This window comes from Paenibacillus arenilitoris (genome assembly GCF_014705655.1).
Classification (GTDB): Bacteria; Bacillota; Bacilli; order Paenibacillales; family Paenibacillaceae; genus Pristimantibacillus; species Pristimantibacillus arenilitoris.
In genome coordinates this window covers 17,657-36,077 of record NZ_JACXIY010000017.1, presented here as the reverse complement: position 1 = coordinate 36,077, position 18,421 = coordinate 17,657, and the positions used below count along the sequence as shown (strand labels likewise).

18 protein-coding genes and 1 riboswitch are annotated in these 18,421 nt (G+C 57.3%); of the genes, 4 read left to right on the top strand and 14 right to left on the bottom strand.

The features are described 5' to 3' along the window. The first annotated feature begins 65 nt into the window (after positions 1 to 65). Positions 66 to 356 carry a hypothetical protein gene (locus IDH41_RS15205; RefSeq protein WP_190862454.1) on the top strand — a complete coding sequence of 97 codons (291 nt, stop codon included), beginning with the start codon at positions 66 to 68 and terminating at the stop codon, positions 354 to 356. A gap of 116 nt (positions 357 to 472) precedes the next feature. Here the strand turns inward: IDH41_RS15205 and IDH41_RS15200 are convergent, their stop codons facing one another. The 4 genes from IDH41_RS15200 to IDH41_RS15185 form a co-directional block, all read right to left on the bottom strand. Beyond that, the gene (locus IDH41_RS15200; protein WP_190862453.1) at positions 473 to 970 is read right to left on the bottom strand and encodes a DUF1854 domain-containing protein; all 498 of its coding nucleotides are present in this window, start codon (positions 968 to 970) and stop codon (positions 473 to 475) included. Beyond that, complete coding sequence (locus tag IDH41_RS15195) at positions 970 to 3,159, bottom strand: ABC transporter ATP-binding protein (RefSeq protein ID WP_190862451.1); 2,190 nt, start codon at positions 3,157 to 3,159, stop codon at positions 970 to 972. Before IDH41_RS15195 ends, IDH41_RS15200 begins: the two co-directional genes overlap by 1 nt. Before the next feature lie 27 nt (positions 3,160 to 3,186). Further along, the gene (locus IDH41_RS15190; protein ID WP_190862450.1) at positions 3,187 to 3,453 is read right to left on the bottom strand and encodes a CD3324 family protein; all 267 of its coding nucleotides are present in this window, start codon (positions 3,451 to 3,453) and stop codon (positions 3,187 to 3,189) included. Between the two features lie 567 nt (positions 3,454 to 4,020). After that, positions 4,021 to 4,758, bottom strand: a complete 738-nt coding sequence (locus IDH41_RS15185) for an RNA polymerase sigma factor (protein ID WP_190862448.1) — start codon at positions 4,756 to 4,758, stop codon at positions 4,021 to 4,023. 196 nt (positions 4,759 to 4,954) lie between these two features. On the opposite strand from IDH41_RS15185, the gene clpP reads away from it, so the two are divergent. Further along, positions 4,955 to 5,539, top strand: coding sequence for an ATP-dependent Clp endopeptidase proteolytic subunit ClpP (gene clpP, locus IDH41_RS15180; protein WP_190862446.1), 585 nt, complete (start codon positions 4,955 to 4,957; stop codon positions 5,537 to 5,539). A gap of 19 nt (positions 5,540 to 5,558) precedes the next feature. Here clpP and IDH41_RS15175 read toward each other — a convergent pair whose 3' ends face one another. The 3 genes from IDH41_RS15175 to IDH41_RS15165 form a co-directional block, all read right to left on the bottom strand. After that, positions 5,559 to 6,488 (bottom strand): NAD(P)/FAD-dependent oxidoreductase, encoded by a 930-nt coding sequence (locus IDH41_RS15175; protein WP_190862444.1) that lies wholly within the window; start codon positions 6,486 to 6,488, stop codon positions 5,559 to 5,561. 625 nt (positions 6,489 to 7,113) lie between these two features. Then, a complete protein-coding gene (locus tag IDH41_RS15170) occupies positions 7,114 to 8,052 on the bottom strand; it encodes an EamA family transporter (RefSeq protein WP_190862442.1) in 939 nt (312 codons plus the stop codon). A gap of 82 nt (positions 8,053 to 8,134) precedes the next feature. Further along, a riboswitch (purine riboswitch) is annotated at positions 8,135 to 8,248 on the bottom strand. Between the two features lie 53 nt (positions 8,249 to 8,301). Then, positions 8,302 to 8,928: an SGNH/GDSL hydrolase family protein gene (locus IDH41_RS15165; protein WP_190862440.1), complete on the bottom strand. Its 627-nt coding sequence runs from the start codon at positions 8,926 to 8,928 to the stop codon at positions 8,302 to 8,304. A 202-nt stretch (positions 8,929 to 9,130) separates the two neighbouring features. On the opposite strand from IDH41_RS15165, the gene IDH41_RS15160 reads away from it, so the two are divergent. After that, entirely contained in the window at positions 9,131 to 11,173 is a 2,043-nt protein-coding gene (locus IDH41_RS15160) for a molybdopterin-containing oxidoreductase family protein (RefSeq protein WP_190862438.1), read from the top strand. Between the two features lie 83 nt (positions 11,174 to 11,256). On the opposite strand, the gene IDH41_RS15155 is transcribed toward IDH41_RS15160, so the two are convergent. The 7 genes from IDH41_RS15155 to IDH41_RS15125 form a co-directional block, all read right to left on the bottom strand. Continuing rightward, the gene (locus IDH41_RS15155; protein WP_190862436.1) at positions 11,257 to 12,225 is read right to left on the bottom strand and encodes a 2-hydroxyacid dehydrogenase; all 969 of its coding nucleotides are present in this window, start codon (positions 12,223 to 12,225) and stop codon (positions 11,257 to 11,259) included. A gap of 27 nt (positions 12,226 to 12,252) precedes the next feature. Continuing rightward, positions 12,253 to 13,278, bottom strand: a complete 1,026-nt coding sequence (locus IDH41_RS15150; RefSeq protein ID WP_223829755.1) for an NADH:flavin oxidoreductase/NADH oxidase — start codon at positions 13,276 to 13,278, stop codon at positions 12,253 to 12,255. 85 nt (positions 13,279 to 13,363) lie between these two features. Further along, entirely contained in the window at positions 13,364 to 14,227 is an 864-nt protein-coding gene (locus IDH41_RS15145) for a FixH family protein (RefSeq protein ID WP_190862434.1), read from the bottom strand. Positions 14,228 to 14,229: 2 nt separating this feature from the next. Continuing rightward, the gene (locus tag IDH41_RS15140) at positions 14,230 to 15,249 is read right to left on the bottom strand and encodes a hypothetical protein (RefSeq protein ID WP_190862432.1); all 1,020 of its coding nucleotides are present in this window, start codon (positions 15,247 to 15,249) and stop codon (positions 14,230 to 14,232) included. Positions 15,250 to 15,270: 21 nt separating this feature from the next. Beyond that, the gene (locus IDH41_RS15135) at positions 15,271 to 16,239 is read right to left on the bottom strand and encodes a hypothetical protein (protein ID WP_190862430.1); all 969 of its coding nucleotides are present in this window, start codon (positions 16,237 to 16,239) and stop codon (positions 15,271 to 15,273) included. Then, positions 16,229 to 16,807: a sigma-70 family RNA polymerase sigma factor gene (locus IDH41_RS15130; protein ID WP_190862428.1), complete on the bottom strand. Its 579-nt coding sequence runs from the start codon at positions 16,805 to 16,807 to the stop codon at positions 16,229 to 16,231. Before IDH41_RS15130 ends, IDH41_RS15135 begins: the two co-directional genes overlap by 11 nt. A 40-nt stretch (positions 16,808 to 16,847) precedes the next feature. Continuing rightward, positions 16,848 to 17,339, bottom strand: a complete 492-nt coding sequence (locus tag IDH41_RS15125) for a hypothetical protein (RefSeq protein WP_190862426.1) — start codon at positions 17,337 to 17,339, stop codon at positions 16,848 to 16,850. Between the two features lie 145 nt (positions 17,340 to 17,484). On the opposite strand from IDH41_RS15125, the gene trhO reads away from it, so the two are divergent. Continuing rightward, positions 17,485 to 18,375, top strand: coding sequence for an oxygen-dependent tRNA uridine(34) hydroxylase TrhO (trhO, locus tag IDH41_RS15120; RefSeq protein WP_190862423.1), 891 nt, complete (start codon positions 17,485 to 17,487; stop codon positions 18,373 to 18,375). The last annotated feature ends 46 nt before the right edge of the window (positions 18,376 to 18,421 follow it).

The following is an 18,421-nucleotide window of genomic DNA, read 5'->3' as shown; positions in this document are numbered from 1 at the left end:
ATCTTTACGACGGCCATCTGTTAGTATGGAAACAGGTTGTCCAACCTAGAATAGGAGTGCTGATGATGAATACGATATCCAACGAACATTTTACGAACGAAACGATCGCTTTCGACGGATTCAGCTTTATCGGCTGCACGTTCACGAACTGCGTCATCCTTATTACGACGCTGAACTTCAACTTCGAGAGATGCTCGTTCTTCGAGTCGACGCTTCACGTCAATCCGGAGCTTTCGATCTTCGAAATTTCGCACCGGCTTTCGCAATCGACCTACGACAGCGATACGAACTGCTATCGCGACGACTGCAAATTCCCGAGAACGACGCTGAAGCTGCCCGCCTCTTCCGTCCACTAATCGTGATAACGGTTACACGCCGAAGAAGACCGTCCTTGAGGGGCGGTCTTCTTCGCATGCCATCGATTCAAAATAAAGGACAGGCCGCCCGAAGGCTGCCTGCCCCTATCTAATCCTTACACGACATCGGTCAGCTGCTTGCGGCTGTGACCGTCGAGCGCTTGCCAGTCCGTAATCTCGCAGCGCTTCCCGTTAATATCCGTCAATATGATTCGGTTGCCTCCCGGAAATTGCATATGCTCGTGCAAATTCCGCATGGCGATGCGCGTCGCGCCCAAATTCGTCTGCAGCTCCCACAGCCACAAATCGGATTTCTGCTTCACGCTGTCGACCCGGGTCACTCTCGGCAGGAAATAACGGAATTGCAATTCCCGTTCGATTTCCTTCAGGCTCTCGTCGTCAAGCTCGGCGATGTCCCGAATGATGCACAGCTCCTCGCCCTTGGCGTCGCGGATCGAAATAAATTGCGTCGTATACAGAAACGGGAACGCGCGGTATACGATAAGCTCCTCGTACGGCTTCCCGCCGACGACGCCCTGGAACACTCCGCCTTGGCCGCGGCTGAAGATGACTTCTTCCGGATCGGCGATCGCAATTTCGTATCGGTCCTTCATCAGCCTTCAACCCCCTTGATCTTGGACAATTCCTGCTGCGCCTCGACGAGCTTATGGTACGCCCCTTTGCGATCCAGCAGCTCCTCGTGGGTGCCGACCTCGACGATCTTGCCGCGCTCCAGCACGACGAGCCGGTCCGCGTTGCGCAGCGTCGACAGCCTGTGCGCGATCGCAAACGTCGTGCGGCCTTCGATCAGCCGGGTAATCGCTTCCTGGATCTGCCGCTCGGTCTCGGTATCGACGGATGCGGTCGCCTCGTCCAGGATGAGGATGCGAGGATCGTGAATAATGGCGCGGGCGATCGAGACGCGCTGCTTCTCCCCGCCCGACAACCGGTGACCCCTCTCGCCTACCCGCGTATCGTAGCCGTCGGGAAGCCTGACGATAAAGTCGTGGGCGTTCGCGATTTTGGCCGCCCTCATAATGTCGATCGGCGTCGCGTCGGGCTTCGAATAAGCGATGTTCTCGGCGATCGTGCCGTCGAAGAGGAACGTCTCCTGGAGCACGACGCCGATCTGCTTGCGCAGATCGGATTGGCTAATGCGCCGCAGGTCTACGCCGTCGATCGTGATCGAGCCTTCATCCGTATCGTAGAATCGGCAGATCATATTGATGAAGGTCGACTTGCCGGCGCCGGAATGGCCGACAAGCCCGATCATCTCGCCCGGTTTCACGTGCAGGCTGATATCCTTGATCACGGGGTGATGCTTCTCGTAGCCGTACGTCACCCGGTTGAAGGCGACCTCGCCTTTGATCGTTCCGATCGGCGCCGGATCGCGGACGTCGGGAACCTCGGAAGGCGTATCCATAATTTCGAACACGCGGTCGGCCGCGGAGAGCGCGTTGCTGGCCCAGTTGATCATTTGGCTGACCCATTGGAGCGGACCGAACAGCATGGTCAAATAAGCGATCAGCGCCATCAGCGTGCCGAGCTGCAGTTCATCCTGCAGCACCGATCGGCCGCCGTTGTACCAGATGAGCAGCGTCCCGAGCCCGGCAATGAACGAAAACAACGGGAACATGCCCTGCCACAAGCCTTCGATGCGGATGTTATGACGCACCACTTCGCGGTTCGCCTCCGAATAACGGGACATTTCCGTCGATTCTTGGCCGAACGCCTTCACGACGCGAATGCCCTGCAGGGAGTCGCCGACCAGCACGTTGAGCCGGAAGATCGACCGCCACTGCTGATACCAGCGCCGGCCGATCTTCGGCCACATCTTCATCGATACGATCACCATAAAAGGCATCGGAAGCAGGGCGAACAACGTCAGCTTCCAGTCCAGGCTGAACATGATGACGAAAATGGCGATAACCCGCAGCGACTCCCCGCTGACCCAGATGACGCCGTCGGTCATGAATTGCCTCATCGCTTCGGAATCGCTGTTCACCCTTCCGATAAATTGCGACGTCTGCCGGCGGTCGAAGAAGGCCAGCGACAATCGCATCAGCGCGCTGTATATGTCTTTGCGCAGATCGCCCATCAGCTTCGAGCCGACCCAGACGCCGATCAGCCCGCGCACCGTCTGCATGACGGACAACAGCAAAGCGGTCAGGCCTAATCCCGCCACGATCGTAAGCAGCGCGGAACCCATATTTTTCGGCTGCAGGACGTCGTCGATCATGACCTTGGTCAAGTACGGCGGAATAAGCTCGACCAGCGTCGTCAATACAAGCAGAAAGCCCGCCCCGATCATTTGCGACTTGTAAGGCTTCGCGTACTTCAGCATGCGGGCGATGACTTTGCCGTTGTTCTTGCACACCGGGCATACTTGCGTTCCTTCCGACAGCGGATTGTCGCAGGTCGGACAGTAACGCGGAAATTCCTTCTCGGAGACGGCCGGCCTCTCTTCGCCCTTCGCGATCGCCGTAAGCAGCTTGGCGGCGAAGCCGAACAGCGGCGACAACGCCGCCGTATAGCGGGCGACGACGACCGGCCCTTTGGCGGTATCGGCAAGCAGCGTGCCGCCGCCGACGCCGTTAACCGCCCTTGCTTCCTTCAAATCGTTCATGCCTATCTTCAATAATTGCAGCCCGTCCCGCTCCCAAAGCGTTAATTCCTGTTCGGTGAAAGCGATCCATTGCTCGCCGAAATGTCCGTTGCTCCGCAAATCCGTCTTGGCGCTGAACAGCGGATCTTGCTCGAAGCGAGCCCTAATCTTGTCCGGGAGCTTCTCGATGATTGCCATTTGGTTCCCCCATCAGCGGGTTATCGGCTAACGCGCTTTAACTATGATTTTGCGAATGCTTTCGCTGGACAAATGGAATTTGCGCTCAAGCTCGGCGACGGACCAGCCGTTCGAATAGTGGTTGCAAATGTCCTTGTTCCTCTCGGCCAGCATCTTCCTCGTCCCGCTGACCTCGCCCCAGTGCGCCCTCTGCTCCTTTGTCTTAGGAATATAAATCAGGTCGCCCTGGATATATTTTTGCAGTTCCTTCAGCAAACTAGGGGGAAGCACGTCTCTTCCATTTTTGTAGTTCACGGTATAAGTCCTCCTCATACAGGCTTAAATGGGCTTTCTTCTCGTTCATGTCATTAAACAACATGTCACTGCCTCCTTTCGTTATTTTCGATTCTCGATTGTTTGCAAAAACAAAAAAACCGTGGACGCGAAATCTTCCACAGGCATGCGGGTACTGCTATTCCTACCTGAATGAAAGTTGTTTATTCGGTTAATATTTAATCACCTTAATTACGTTGAACATGTTGCATCCTCCTCTCCGGAAATTATGTAAAGTCACTTCTAAAGTATAAAGAAAGCCTTTTCAGTTGACAAGAAATTTTTTACATGCGTTTCTCCGATTTGAATCGCTTTATCAACAAAAGAGGAGGCCTTGCGGCCTCCGTCTTATTCAGCGGCTTCCGATTAAACGGAAGCCACCTCCATGTGCGTAATCAAAATCGATCAACTCCTTTCCTGGAATTTCGTCGGCCCGACATCATCAGTATACTTCGCTCGGACCGGCGGACGATAGTGAAAGAACGGCTATAATCGATCTTTACCAACCGACGGCCGGTTCATGTCCGCGAAGCGCGCCAAGCGCCCGTTTTACGCTGCCGCCCGTACGGATTGTACGTCCGATTTCGCCAAGCGCCGTTTGCCGGAAGCCGCCGCTTGCCGCAGCTGAACGTTCCGCACCATGCCGGCAACCGCGCCCGCATCCGCCGCGTCCTGCAGGGCGAGCTTCACGAGCATGGCGGTATCCCCGTTCTCGTACGCCGCGGCAAAGCTGCGAAGAAAAGCCTTCGCGCCGTCGTCCTCCGGCAATGCGGCCATCCCTACTTCCAGCTCCCTCTTCAAGCCGCCAAGCGCTTCCCGCGCCCGATGCAGCGCGGCCTTCACGGCTCCGACCGAGGCGTGAAGCAGCTCGGCGGCATCCGCGGCCGGGTAGCCGAGCACGTCGCGCAATAGAAACACGGCGCGCTGCAGCGGAGACAAATGCCTGAATAGGCCGTACAGCGCTTCCTCAAGCTCGGGAGCCGGCTTGTTATAGGTCGACTCGCTTGGCCCCAGTCCGGCCATAATCCGCTTCAGCCGGTTCTGCCGTCGGGCCTGGTCGATCCAGGTCGTTTTGGCGATGCGCAGCAGCAGGGCTTCCGCATTCGCATGGCGATTGCCGTTCATGCTCTTCAGCCCTTTGAGCCAAGCTTCCTGGGCCAAATCGTCGGCATCCCAGCTCGAACGGGTCAGAGACAGGCAATACCGATGAACGGCAGCCTGGAGCCGTTCGATGTCGTCCTGTCCGTTCCGGGCTTCAAACCCATTCTCCATCTTGATCGAAACCATGGATAGCCTCCTGTCCGCGCCATGAAGCGCGCAATGCTTCGAATGGCGGTCGATTCATTCTGATCCTTTCCTATGTAAACGATTATAGCTTACGAAAGGATACGTTGGGAGCGCAAATTATTCGCCGTATCTTTTGACGGTCCCCGTTCGTTTACAGGTGGAAAGCGACAAAACCTATTTGGGAGGCTGATCCTTTATGAGCAATTTCATTCCTTATGTCGTCGAGCAATCGAACCGCGGCGAACGGTCCTACGATATTTATTCCAGACTGCTGAAGGACCGCATCGTTTTCCTTGGGGCGGCGATCGACGATAACGTGGCGAACAGCATCGTCGCGCAGCTCCTATTCCTGGCGGCCGAGGATCCGGACAAAGAGATTATGATGTACATCAACAGCCCCGGCGGCTCCACCTCGGCGGGCTTCGCGATTTACGACACGATGCAATTCGTGAAGCCCCCCGTTCATACGATATGCACGGGCTTCGCCGCTTCGTTCGCGGCCGTGCTGCTGCTGGCGGGCGAGAAGGGCCATCGCGCCGCGCTGCCGAACAGCGAAATTATGATTCATCAGCCGCATGGCGGCGCACAGGGGCAGGCCAGCGATATCGCGATCAGCGCCAAGCGAATCCTCGGCATTCGATCGAAAATAAACGCAATCGCCGCGGAGAGGACCGGACAGCCGCTGGACGTCGTCGAGAAGGATATGGACCGCGACTACTTCATGTCCCCTCAGGAAGCGCTGGAATACGGGATTATCGACAAAGTCATCACTTCGCTGTAATTCGGCTGGCGGCGGCAGGCTAAGCGCGGTCCGGAACGGACGGCTTAGCCTGTTCGACTTCCAGCAGGCTTTTATGGATCCAAATCGCCGCCTGGCTGCCGTCCCCCATCGCGATCGTCGCCATCTCCGAATGGGGCGTCACGTCGCCTGCAGCCCATACGTGCTTGACGCTCGTCATTTTGGTACGGGGATCGACCTTGATATGGCGGTTGTCCGTCAATTCGGCGCCCAGCTGCCCGGCGATGCCGGAGAGAACCTCGTTTCCGCCCAGCGCGAGAAAGCACCGGTCGCACGCTATCATGGTGCCGTCTTCCAAAACGACGCCTTGGAACCGGTCATCCTCGGTCATGACGCTACGAACGGCTTTCTCGACGTACGCTATTTTCTTGGCCTCAAGTCTTTCCTTCTCCTTGACGTCCAGCGCGGCAAGCTCGTGATTGACGTAAATCAGCTCGTCGGTCCAGAACGTCAGCGCAAGCGCCATCTCCGCGCCGGCCTTGCCCGATCCGATCACGATCGTTTTCCTATCCGATATTTCGTACCCGTCGCAATCCGGGCATATGTAGACGGTGACCCCCAGACAAGGCATGAGCGCGGGGAAATCGGGCAGCCGATCCTTCACTCCGGTCGCCAGAAGGAGCCTTCGGCCGTATATTCGCCCGCCGTCCTCCATGACGATAGCGAACCGTTCCCGTTCCTGCGCCGCCTCTACGGCTCTTGCTTCAATCATACGGACCTGAAGCCGCTGCGCCTGCTTTCTTCCCGAAGCGAGCAGCTCCGATCCGCTGACGCCGTCCGGCCAGCCGATAATGTTGTGGTAGCAGCGGCATAGGTTCGATCTGCCGCCTGAGGCGTCGATGACGGCTACTTTGTGCCGGTACCGGCCAAGCTGAATGGCGGCTTGCAGGCCGGCGATTCCGCCCCCAATAATTACGCAATCGTACTGCACGGTCCAATCCTTCCTGCGGCATGCTTCCGGTCGCCGCCGGAGCGAGATGCATAGTCGCGCCCCCGAATTAATTAATATATAAACGTTTCCCTATTTGCCGACGCCGTATCCGCGCGGACAGGCGGCCGAATTGACCGATGCGGCGAACGGCGCAAGCCAAGACGGATAAAACCGGATTGAGCCGGACGAAGCACCGTGACCAAGGCAACGGAAACAGAAAGAAGGGCTGTCTCAAAAGCCCGTGAAACGACCTGAGAGTCAGCCCTGTTGGCTTCGACGGCCAAGAGACTTTGATACTAATATCAAAAAATGAAACTAAATTGTTCTTTACTTCACACATCCCTTATTTCGTTTCAATTTATGAAATTAAACGCTTTATACGCGCTTCACCTTTCAATAATAACCGCCTTATTTTCAAAATTTGAAACTAATCGCCCACGAAGCCTCCTATTTCCGCATTTTGTTTCAGTTTTTGAAATTAATAAGTGAGCCTTGAGGTCGAATGGCTTTCGCTTGCCCATAATTCGCAAAGGGAAGAAAGCTATAGACCAAAAAACAGGATTGGCGATGATCAAAGGAGCAAACCAACTTATGGGACAGCCCCTTTTTACGACGCTTCTGCCATTTAAGAAGGCAGAAGCGCTTTTCTTCTTCTCGTCAGTTCCGGCAGCGCGATGCCAATCAGCACGACGGCGACGCCGATCCACTGCAGCAAGCTTACATGCTCCTTTAGTACGAAGGACGACAACAGCACCGCGACCGGAAGTTCCGCGGCGCCAAGGACGCCGGCCATGCCCTCGCCGATATGCGGCACCCCGATCGAGAACAGGACGGGCGGAATGAACGCGCCGAACGTCCCGAGCAGGAAGCCGTACAGCAGCAGATCGCCCCAGATGAGGCCGTTTAGCAGGAACGCCGGCGGGAACAGCACGAATACAAGCAGCATGCCGCCGGTTATCATCCACGCGCTGCGGGCCGCGGGATGCGCCGCCGGGACGGCTTTTCCGCTGAACAGGATGAACATCGAGTAGCTGACGGCGGACAGAAGCCCGAGCGTCACGCCCGTCCAGTTAAAGCGCCCCGTCCCCTGCTCCATGATGCCGGCCGCCAGCAGCGTCCCCCCGAACAGGACGGCGACAGTCAGGAACATGACGCCGCCCGGTCGCTTGCGCTGGCTTACGGCCTGAATAAGGACGCCGATCCACGTGAATTGGAACAATAAAATAATGGCCAGCGATGCCGGAATGTAGCGAAGCGATTCGTAATACAGCAAGCCGGTCACCGCTGTCGGCATGCCCGCCGCCATGAGGAGCAGCCTGCTCTTCCATGTGAGCTTAGCATGCGGACGCGCTTGATCGAACGCGCCCTCCGCCCCGTTCTTCCGTTTACGCTTATCCTGGCGCTTCATGTAAATCGCCAGCCCCCAAGCCAGGACGAAGCCCGTCAGCAGCTGGCTGCCGACCACCTCGCCGAGCTCGTAGCCGCTGCCGTACGCGAGCACGACGATCGTGGACAAGATGCCGTAGCTGGCAGCTCCGATAAACACCGATATTAAATACTTCATAAAGAACGAATTTCCTCCTTCTATGACGATGCGGCCCGATTGCCGGGCAAAAAAAAATCCTAACCGCGAATCCGGAATCATGGCTGCATGATCCGTCATTCGTAGTTAGGAAGTTAAGGCTTCCCGTAGAGACCCTCACCCTTATAGCATTCCTTCCTTGTTGTGAGGTTATACGAAAATATAATATGGAAAGATCGATCAAGGCAATATGTTACATGACAAGTAAGCTGTTGTCAACTGAAAAACAACTTACGCCCGCACCGCGTTCAGCCAAGCGTTCGCGATCAGCGCATGCCCCGCCGGCGAAGGATGCACGCCGTCCGGGGCCCAATAAGCCGGTCCGGTCTGCGCGCTTTGCGCGGCGAACAAGCCGTCGAGCGGCACATACGGGGTTTTGAATTCAAAGGCGAGCTCGCGTACGGCCTGGATTTTCGGATCCAGATCCACCCGCCACGTTTTGCGGTCCTCCGGCACCGGCACGACGAACGGCTCGATCAACAGAATCGAGGCTTCGAGCGATTCCTTCGTGCTCAGAATCAACCGGCGGTATCCCTCGTAATATTGCTCGGCGGAAGTCGGGTCGTTGTTGTCGTAGCGGCGCCACGTATCGTTAATGCCGATATAAATCGATACCCAGGTCGGCTTCAAATCAAGGCAGTCCGCCTGCCATCTCCGCTCCAGATCGACGACACGGTTGCCGCTGATGCCGCGATTAAGGAATTTTACGTTTTTGCCCGGATATTTGCGTCCGAATTCCGCCGCGACCAAGTAGGCATATCCCGTGCCTAAGCTGTTAGGGTCCGAATAGTTGCGTCCCGCATCGGTAATGCTGTCGCCCTGGAATAGGACGACCGCATTGTCTTCGATAACTGTCATGAACGTTCTCCTCCTGCTAATTAAAAGATTATTAAAAAAGCACGCCTTATGTAGAAATCGCTGCATCCCGTCAAATCCAATCTAATTGTAAGCACTTGCATAACGTCTGTCAATTACTGGTCGACTATACGAATCCGTTCATCGAGTGTAAAATGGGCTTATTATAAACCGAGTTCAAGCCATTCAAGGGAGTGAGCGCACAATGACATCTACGGCATCGACGACGGTTCGTTCCGTCTGCCCCTTCGACTGCCCGGACGCTTGCGGGCTTGCCGTCACGCTGGAGGACGGCCTCATTACGCAAATTACCGGAGACAAGGAGCATCCCGTAACACGCGGCGCCATATGCAATAAGGTCCGTCAGCTAACGGACAGGGTGTATCACCCGGAACGGCTGCTCTACCCGATGAAGCGCGTCGGTCCGAAAGGAACGCTTGCGTTCGAGAGGATCGGCTGGGAGGAAGCTTACGGCGAAATCGTCGCGCGAATGCATCGCATCATGAAGGAGCAAGGCGCGGAAGCGATACTGCCCTACAGCTTCTACGGCAATATGGGCGTCCTTAACGCGGAAGGCATGGATCGCCGCTTCTTTCACCGGCTCGGCGCAAGCAGGCTGGACCGGACGATATGCAACGCCGCCGGCGCTGAGGGTTATAAATATACGATGGGCGGTTCCATCGGCATCGATCCGGAGGATACGGTACATACGAAGCTGTTCCTTATTTGGGGCTGCAATCTCGTATCAACCAACATGCATCAGGCGATGCTGGCCGCCGAAGCCCGCAGAAAGGGCGCGAAAATCATCCACATCGACGTCCATCGCAATCGGACATCTTCCTTTGCGGACCGCTTTATTCACATCCGCCCGGGCACGGATGCCGCGCTTGCGCTCGGCATGATGCATGTTCTCATTCGGGACGGCTTAATCGATCGCGACTTTATTCATGATCATACCGTCGGTTACGATGAGCTGGCCGCGCAGGCAGCCGCTTACTCGCCGCGCCTCGTCGAGGACATCACCGGCGTGCCGGCAGCCGAAATCGAGGAGCTGGCTGTGCTCTACGGCACCGTCTCCCCGTCCTTCATAAGGATCGGCAACGGCCTGCAGCACCACGATAACGGCGGCATGGCGATCCGGACGATCGCCTGTCTACCCGCGCTTACCGGTGCGTGGCGCGAGCGCGGCGGAGGGGCAATGAAGGGCAACGGCTGGTATTCGCGCTTGAACGCGGACAAGATCGAGCGGCCCGACCTGCTGCAAGATCCGGACGTACGGACCGTCAATATGAATCAGCTCGGCGACGCGCTGCACGAGCTGAACCCGCCGGTGCATATGCTGTTCGTCTATAACAGCAATCCGGCGATCGTGGCGCCCGACCAGAACCGCGTCCGCAGCGGCCTGTTGCGGGAGGATCTGTTCACCGTCGTTCACGACCTGTTTCTCACGGATACGTGCAAGTACGCGGACATCGTGCTGCCGGCGACGTCCCATTTCGAAAATACGGACTTATATACTTCCTATTGGCATCTCTATCTGCAGCTGCATGAGCCGATCCTCGAGCCGATGGGCGAATGCAAATCGAACTTTACGCTATTCAAGGAATTGGCGCTTCGGATGTGTTTCGAGAAGGATGTCTTCGATATCAGCGAGGAGCAAATGATCCGGGATGCGCTGGATAGCGAGCATAATCCGCTTCTGAAAGGGATCACGGTAGAAGGGCTGAAGCAATACGGTTGGATGAAGGCCGGCGGCGAAGGCTCGGGACCGTCCTTCGGCAGGCTTCCGACGCCCTCCGGCAAGATCGAGCTGTATTCCGAGGCGATGCGGCGGTCCGGCTTGCCGCCGGTCCCCGTTCATGCGCCGCTCCGCGAGCCCGAGAAGTACCCGTTCCTGCTCACGACCGGCCCGAACCACAGCTTCATCAACTCGACGTTCGCGAATCAGGAGAAGCTGAGAAAGCTTGAGAAGGAGCCCCTCGTCCATATGCATGCCGACGATGCCGCGAAGCTTGGGCTGACGGATGGCGAGAAGGTAATCGTCCGCAACGACCGCGGCGAAGCGCGGCTGACGCTGCGTACGGGCCGGGACGTTCTCCCCGGCGTGCTCGTGACGCAAGGGCTTTGGTGGGACGACGCGGGCGGCGGGAAGCAGGCCGTCAACGCGCTGACGCCGCAGCGGCTCGCCGATATGGGCGGCGGGGCGACGTTTTTCTCCAACCGGGTAGAAGTATTGAAGCTGCGCTAATGCCGTCAACCATTGAACCGTGAACAAGGAAACCCCTGACCTCTCTCGAAGTCAGGGGTTCTTACGGCTGGCCTGGGCGTTCGTTACCGCAGTTCCGCCACGATATGGGGCTGGGCAGAGCCGGTCAACGCGCCGACGAGATTTTGCGCGGCGAGCATCGCCATGTCGAACCTCGTCTTATCCGTAGCCGACCCAATATGCGGCAGCGCGAGTACGTTGTCCATTAGGAGCAGCGGATTGTCGGCCGCCACCGGCTCCTTCTCGTACACGTCTAGACCGGCCCCCGCGATCGTGCCGTCCTGCAGCGCCTCGATCAACGCCGCCTCGTCGATCGTCTGACCGCGGGACACGTTAATAAAGAACGCCGTCTTCTTCATCAAGCGGAATTGCTCCCGCCCGATCATCCGCGTCGTCTCGGCCGTTAACGGCGCGAGCATGACGACGAAATCCGACTGCGCGAGCAGCTCCTTCAGCTCCGCGTACCGGACGCCAAGCTGCTGCTCGGCCTCCGGCTTGCGGCTTCGGTTCGTGTACAGCACTTCCATCTCGAAGCCGAATCTGGCGCGCCGCGCGACGGCTTCTCCGATCCGTCCCATGCCGATGATGCCGAGCGTCGCGTGATGGACGTCGCGGCCGAACAGCTTGACGCCATCGCCGGAAGCCCATCTTCCCTCCTTGACGTAGCGGTCCAGCTCGGCTACCCTTCTCGCCGTTCCGAGCATGAGGGCCAGCGCCAGGTCGGCTACCGTATCGTCGAGCACGAACGGCGTGTGCGTGCCGATCACGCCGCGCTCCCTCATCGCCTGCAGGTCGAAGTGATTATACCCGACGCTGATGCTGCTTACGACCTTAAGGCGCGGAGCGCTGTCAAGCAGTTCGGCGTCGATCCGCCGGCCCGACGTGAGAAGCCCGTCCGCTTTCGCCAGCTTCTCGAGCAGCAGCGGACGCGGAATCGTGGATTCGTCCTCCCAAGCCTCTACGGCGCAATGCTCCGAAATATACGCTTTGACCTCGTCCGGCACTTTTCGGTCGATAAATACGGTTGGCTTCATGTCCATTCTCCTCTCCCTTTCCCCAGATCAGTAGGCTCTTACGTAAGCTTTCGGGGGCTCGGCGTCCCCTTTGACGGCCTTAATCGCATGTAGCGCCCAATACGGATCGCGCAGCATGCCGCGGGCGACGGCCACCAAGTCGGCATCCCCGTTCGCGACGGTCGCTTCTGCGAGCTTCGGATCGTCCAGCATGCCGACCGCGATGACCGGAACGCCTAGCGCTTCCTTCATTGCCCTCGCGAAGGGCACCTGATAACCGGGATAATTGCCCGGCTTGCGCTTGCCGGCGGGCCCTTCTCCCCCGCTCGATACGTGAAGGACATCAACGCCAGCCGCTATGTATTGCTTGCTCATCTCGATGGCATGCGCAACGCCGTAGCCGCCGTCCATGTATTCCGTCGCGGAAATCCGGAAGAGCAGCGGCATGTCGGCCGGCATGACGCTCTTCATCGCCCGAATGACTTCCACGCCGAATTTGGCGTAATTTTGCCCGTACTCGTCTTCCCGGTCGTTAATGCCCGGCGAATGGAATTGATGGATCAAATAACCGTGCGCCCCGTGGATTTCGATCGTATCGGCTCCGGCTTTCACCGCTCTCGCAGCCGCTTCCTTGAACTGTTCGACAATTACGGCGATCTCCTCCGCGGCAAGCGGTCTCGGCGTCTTGGCTTGCAGCCCAGCGGGAATGCCTGAAGGCCCGACCGGCATTTCGGCATCCTCGGCTTTGCGGCCCGCATGGGCAATCTGAATGCCGATTTTCGCCCCCTGCCGGTGCGCTTCGTCGATGATCCGCTTGAATGCGAGAATATGCTCGTCCGACCATAGGCCGAGATCGTAATCCGTAATCCGGCCGTCCGGATCGACGTCGGTCATTTCCATAATGATGAGGCCGGTGCCGCCGACCGCGCGCGAGACGTAATGGACGAAATGCCAATCGTTCGGCTTGCCGTCCTTCGCTTCGACCGAATATTGGCACATCGGCGCCATGACGATCCGGTTTTTGAGATGCAGTCCTTTGATGGCGAATGGCGTATCCAGTTGGTTGGCAGTCAAGCCCGCTCCCCCTTACGACGGTAATTGGTTGATTCCTTCCTATTGTAACCAAAGTTCATCGATAATGGAAAGGCGCTTCCGATCTCTAGCCGACATTCACGACAAAAGGAACCGTAATCGTCCTGCCTTCATGTTGAAATTGACCCCATAGCTTGTAAACGCCTTTCTCCGGAAAAACGGCATGGAACATGACGTTCGCGCCTCCGCTCATCCCCTCTGCCGCATGCGCATGCACGTATTGGTCCGCTTCGCGGTTCAGGATGACGCAATGGCCGGACGTGCCGAGGAACGGTTCGAGCTCCTTGACCGGCTCGCCCGTCTTCCCGTCGGCCAGGCGGAACAGAAGCATGACCATCTGCCCCGCTTTCAGATTGGTCACGGCAGGGCTTGCCGACAACGTCACGCGGAGGCCGTCCGTTTGCTTCACGAATTCGAGGTCCGGCTCGACGACGGCATCGGCCCGCGCTTCGCCGGCTACCGTCGCCCATTGCCGCACGACCGTAACGTCCTTCCGATCGGGCTTGAACTCCGTCGTGAGCAGAAACCGGCCCGCGAACGGAAAAGAAGCCCGCACGCGGAAAACGCCGTCCCCTTCGTGCTCCGGATGCAGATGCTGGAAGGAGGATAAATCGCCGCTGACAAGGATCAAGTGCATCAGCTTCGTCATGTCCTCGCGAAATTGCGATACCGGCTCGCCATCCGCGTCCGTTACGCGCAGCACCAGCTCCGTCTCCCCTGCGCCAATCGGACTTCCGTCCGGCGTGCCGATCTCGACCCGGTAGCCTCGGTCTTCCTGCGTCGGCGCCTGCTCCCGTTGGAGCATGGCCAGCAGGCCGCGGGTCGGAGGATCGGCCTCGATGCTTGTGACCGTGCCTACCGATCCGCAGCCAAGCGCGGCGATCAGGGGAATGACCGCCAGCGCCAGCCTCATAAGGCGAAATAAGGGCATCCTCATGGCCGCACCCGATCCGGCGACATCGCGAGCACGCTCAAGACGAACGACACCAAGCAAGCCTGCGCGATCGATCCTGCCCACAGCTCAGGCACCCATCCGATCCCGCCGTTCATCGCGAGCCATCCGTAATAACCGCTCCACAGGACGGCCGGAACGACGATCGCGACGAAGCGGCTGGCGCGGCGGCGATCGGCGGCGCCGCGGAATGGCAGAAGCAGCAGGTCGGCCGCAGCGCCCGCTACGAATGCCACGATTATGCCGTGAATTTGCTCGAAGCCGTCCAGAACCCCCATCAGGACGTTGATGAACGTGAACAAGAATGTAAACGCCCCGAACGGAACCTGCCATCGCTTCATCAGCAAAAACACCGGGTACATGAGCGCGACCGTATTCAGCAGAAGAAACGTAATTCCGCGCACCTGCGTATCCTCCTGCATGAAGCCGGCGTTAGCCGCATACCAGTCTGCGACGTTCGCCGATGCCAGATTGTAGTGGAACGTCCAGGCATACATAAGGAAGAAGCAGACGACGCCGATTGACAAAGCAAGCGACAGCAAATACGGCAGGAAGCTGCGCCAAGCCGCCCGATCGCCTTCTTCCAGCATCCAACCGGCCCGGAACGGGCTAGACAGGATCAGGATTCCGCCGGTCATCAAGGCGAGATGTGACGGGCTTAGCAGCGCCTCGATGCTGACCTCGATGCCGAAAATAATATGCCAGATCATATCGAACACCCCGCCGGCCAAAAAAATAACGATGCCGAGCAGGCCGAGACCGTAGCCGGCCGGTACCGCCTCTTTCCAGCTGCTGCCCGTCCGTTTCTTCGTCGACGCGATCAAGGCCGAGATCCACGCCGCGCAGGCGAGGAAGCCGCTGTAAAGAATGGCATGCCAAGGCGAGAAGAACGTTTCGACCACGCCGTGATTGTGGGCGTACCCATCGATGAAGATGCCGAGCACAAGCCATGTTCCGAGCAGAATCGTGACGAAATGACTGCCTGTCGAAGCTTTGTTCACGTTGTTCCTCCTCATGTTCCTTTATGATCGTGGCAGAAGCGAGCGGGCGATGCCGATCAAGTCCGCTTTGGTCGCACGCTCGTCCCCACTGCCGATCGTAAACAGCACGGAACCGCGTTCTCCGGATTCCAACCAGATGAGGGACTTGTATTGGTTGGAAGGATGCAGCAAGTAGCGCTCCGATCGGATAAAACCGGCGCTGACACCCTCGATCGCCAACCGCTCGTGTACCTTGATGTCCGAGTAAAGCGTCATGTCCGTCTTCTCCTCGAACAGTTCCATCTCAACGTAAACAACTCCTTTCGTTTTCGATTCATAGACGGAAGTATAAATGTTGCCGCCATCCCGAGCCGGCTGCAGCTTCGCCCAAGCTTCCGGCTCGTTCCGCTGCAGGGCCAGCAGCTTCAACCCTTCCAGCAGGTCCGATTCGGCCTCGGTCAGCACTCCTCCGAACGGCGGCCCGTTCATTCCTTCCCGAAATGCGAAGGCGCCGCCAATCGTAAGCGGCAGCTCCCTTCGGATGCCGGCGCATCGCAGCTGCTTGTCCCAATCCGCCTTTTCTTTCCAAACTTGCGGGTTCGATACGATGACGAACGGGATAAAAGTCGTTTTCGGCAGCAAACGTTCCAATTCGCTGGAGTAATAGAGCGCCCGCTCGCCGGTATTCAATTGCGACTTGATCCGCGCTAGCGATTCCCGCGTCGTTTGAGCCGTCTTCACATCATATGTCGATCCTCGCGCGTTATGATGCATGAAATGAACGATGGCGTCTTTAATTGGATCCGCATAAGGAAGCGAGAAGCCCATAATAAGCAGGAAAACCGAGACGAGAGCGATCCGAAGCGGCCATCGGGCTTTGCCCGCGAGCTTCCGGTTTAGGTACACGCCTTCCCTGTATTGTCGTTCGATCTTTTGATCGAGATAATGCGGTCGCTTTAGCTTGGAAGCCGACCTGCGATAAGCTTCCCCGAGTTCCCGTTCAATCGACATGGACGTAAACCTCCCTTCCCGCATGTTCCGAAAAGGTTTTTAGCCGCAGCTTGCGCAAAGCTTCGTGATGGCGGGACTTCGCCGTACCGATCGGAATATGCAGCGTGCTCGCGATTTCCTCGAACGAGCAATCCTGGTAATAACGAAGCACGACCACTTCTCTCAGCTTTGGGGACAGCCCGTTCACAAGCGCAAGCAAGCCCTTCTTCTCTTCCGCCTCAAGCGCCAGTTCGGCCGGTCCTTTCCATGGCACGCGCGCGCGAAATGCGTTCAGCCGATTAAAAAGCCGGAATCCCCTCCAGCTTTTGCGCTTGGCATGGTTGACCTGATTGAGAATAAGACCGTTCAGCCATGGGCGGAACGGCTTATCGGGATCATAGGACGAAAGCGAGCGGAGCAGCGCGACGTACACTTCGCTGACGACATCCTCCGCCTCGTTTTTATTGCTTAACAAATAATAAACCGTTCGATAAACATGGTCGGCCGTTTTCTCGTAAAAAGGATGGAATGCGTCCGCGTTTCCAGCCGCGAGCTCGGCGATCCAAGGATGAATGTCCGAATCATTCAAAAAAAGTTAACCCCCTCATCGCAGTCTACTGCCGCGCGCGTTAATCGTCCTCGAACAACGATAGTTCGCCTATAACGATTCCCGTAACGACGTCTCCCGACGCAACGAATTCAAGCACCCATCTTTTTTCTTTATCGATATACCCCATATAGGAAATATTGTCATAAGTCCGATTATAGTACGCATCGCCGTACTTGTCTCTGACCGATTGCATCGTATCCCCCACCTTAATCCCGTTACGCGTGGCGGCATACGATATGACATAGCTTATGACGCGGCCGTCACTCATCGTATAGTTGGCGTCGCCATACTCCCATACTTCGAACGAGTCCATTTGAACCGTGCGGTTTGGCTTGCCCCGCAGGTCCATAACGGACGCCTCCGAATCGCCGAGCTCGATGCCGATTACCCGCTCCCCGCTTAAATCCGTGCTCCCCACCTGCCCGGCGTAATCCAGCGGCGTTTCCTGCTTTGGCGTTCCGCATGCCGCCAGCAGGAGCAGCAGCCACACGATAATCGCACCCTTTCCCATCCGAATCCTCCTCTTTTTTATATCTTGCCATACGTATTGGCCCGAAATGGCAATAAGGTTCGATTTTGGCTTTGCGTTGAAAATAGGCAGCGGGTCATCTATAATATAGAGTGTTTTTATTTGCTTAACGGAAAGGAATTCAGCCATGAGTGAAAATAAACCTTATCGCGTTCTTTTATTTTATAAATTCGTCCCCATACCGGACGCCGAGCAATTCGCCGCCGAGCATCTCGCTTATTGCAAGGAGCTGAACGTCAAAGGCCGCATCCTCGTAGCCGACGAAGGCATTAACGGCACGCTGTCGGGGACCGTGGAGCAGACCGAACGGTACATGCAAGACTTGCGGGCGAACCCGCTGTTCTCGGATATCGTGTTCAAAATCGACGAAGCCGACGAGCATGCGTTCAAAAAAATATTCGTCCGCTACAAGAAGGAGCTCGTTACGCTTCGCTACGAGACGCCGCTTGACCCGAATACGCAGAGCGGCACCCGCCTCTCTCCGAAGGAATTCCATGAATATTTGCAGCGCGAGGATGTCATCGTGCTCGACGGAAGAAGCGACTATGAATTCGATCTTGGCCATTTCCGGGGCGCGATTCGGCCCGATCTCGAAACGTTCAAGGAATTCCCGCAATGGCTTCGCGACAATATGAGCCACATGAAGGACAAGCCGATCATCACCTACTGCACCGGCGGAATCCGCTGCGAGAAGCTGACCGGCGTCATGCTGAACGAAGGCTTCAAGGACGTGTACCAGCTCGAAGGCGGCATCGTCACCTACGGCAAGGACGAGGACGTAAAGGGCCGGCTGTTCGACGGCAAGTGCTACGTGTTCGATGAGCGGACGGCCGTTACGATCAACCGTACGGACGAAGCCGTCATCGTGGGCAAATGCCATCATTGCGGCAGCCCGGCGGAAACGTACGTCAACTGCGCCGACGACACATGCCATCGCCAGCATCTCGTATGCCCGGAATGCGAGGAAACGCATCACGGCTTCTGCTCCGCGGAATGCGAGGAGCATGTCATCGCTTAAAAAAAAGGTTGATCTCCGAATCGGAGATCAACCTTTTTTGTTTTTT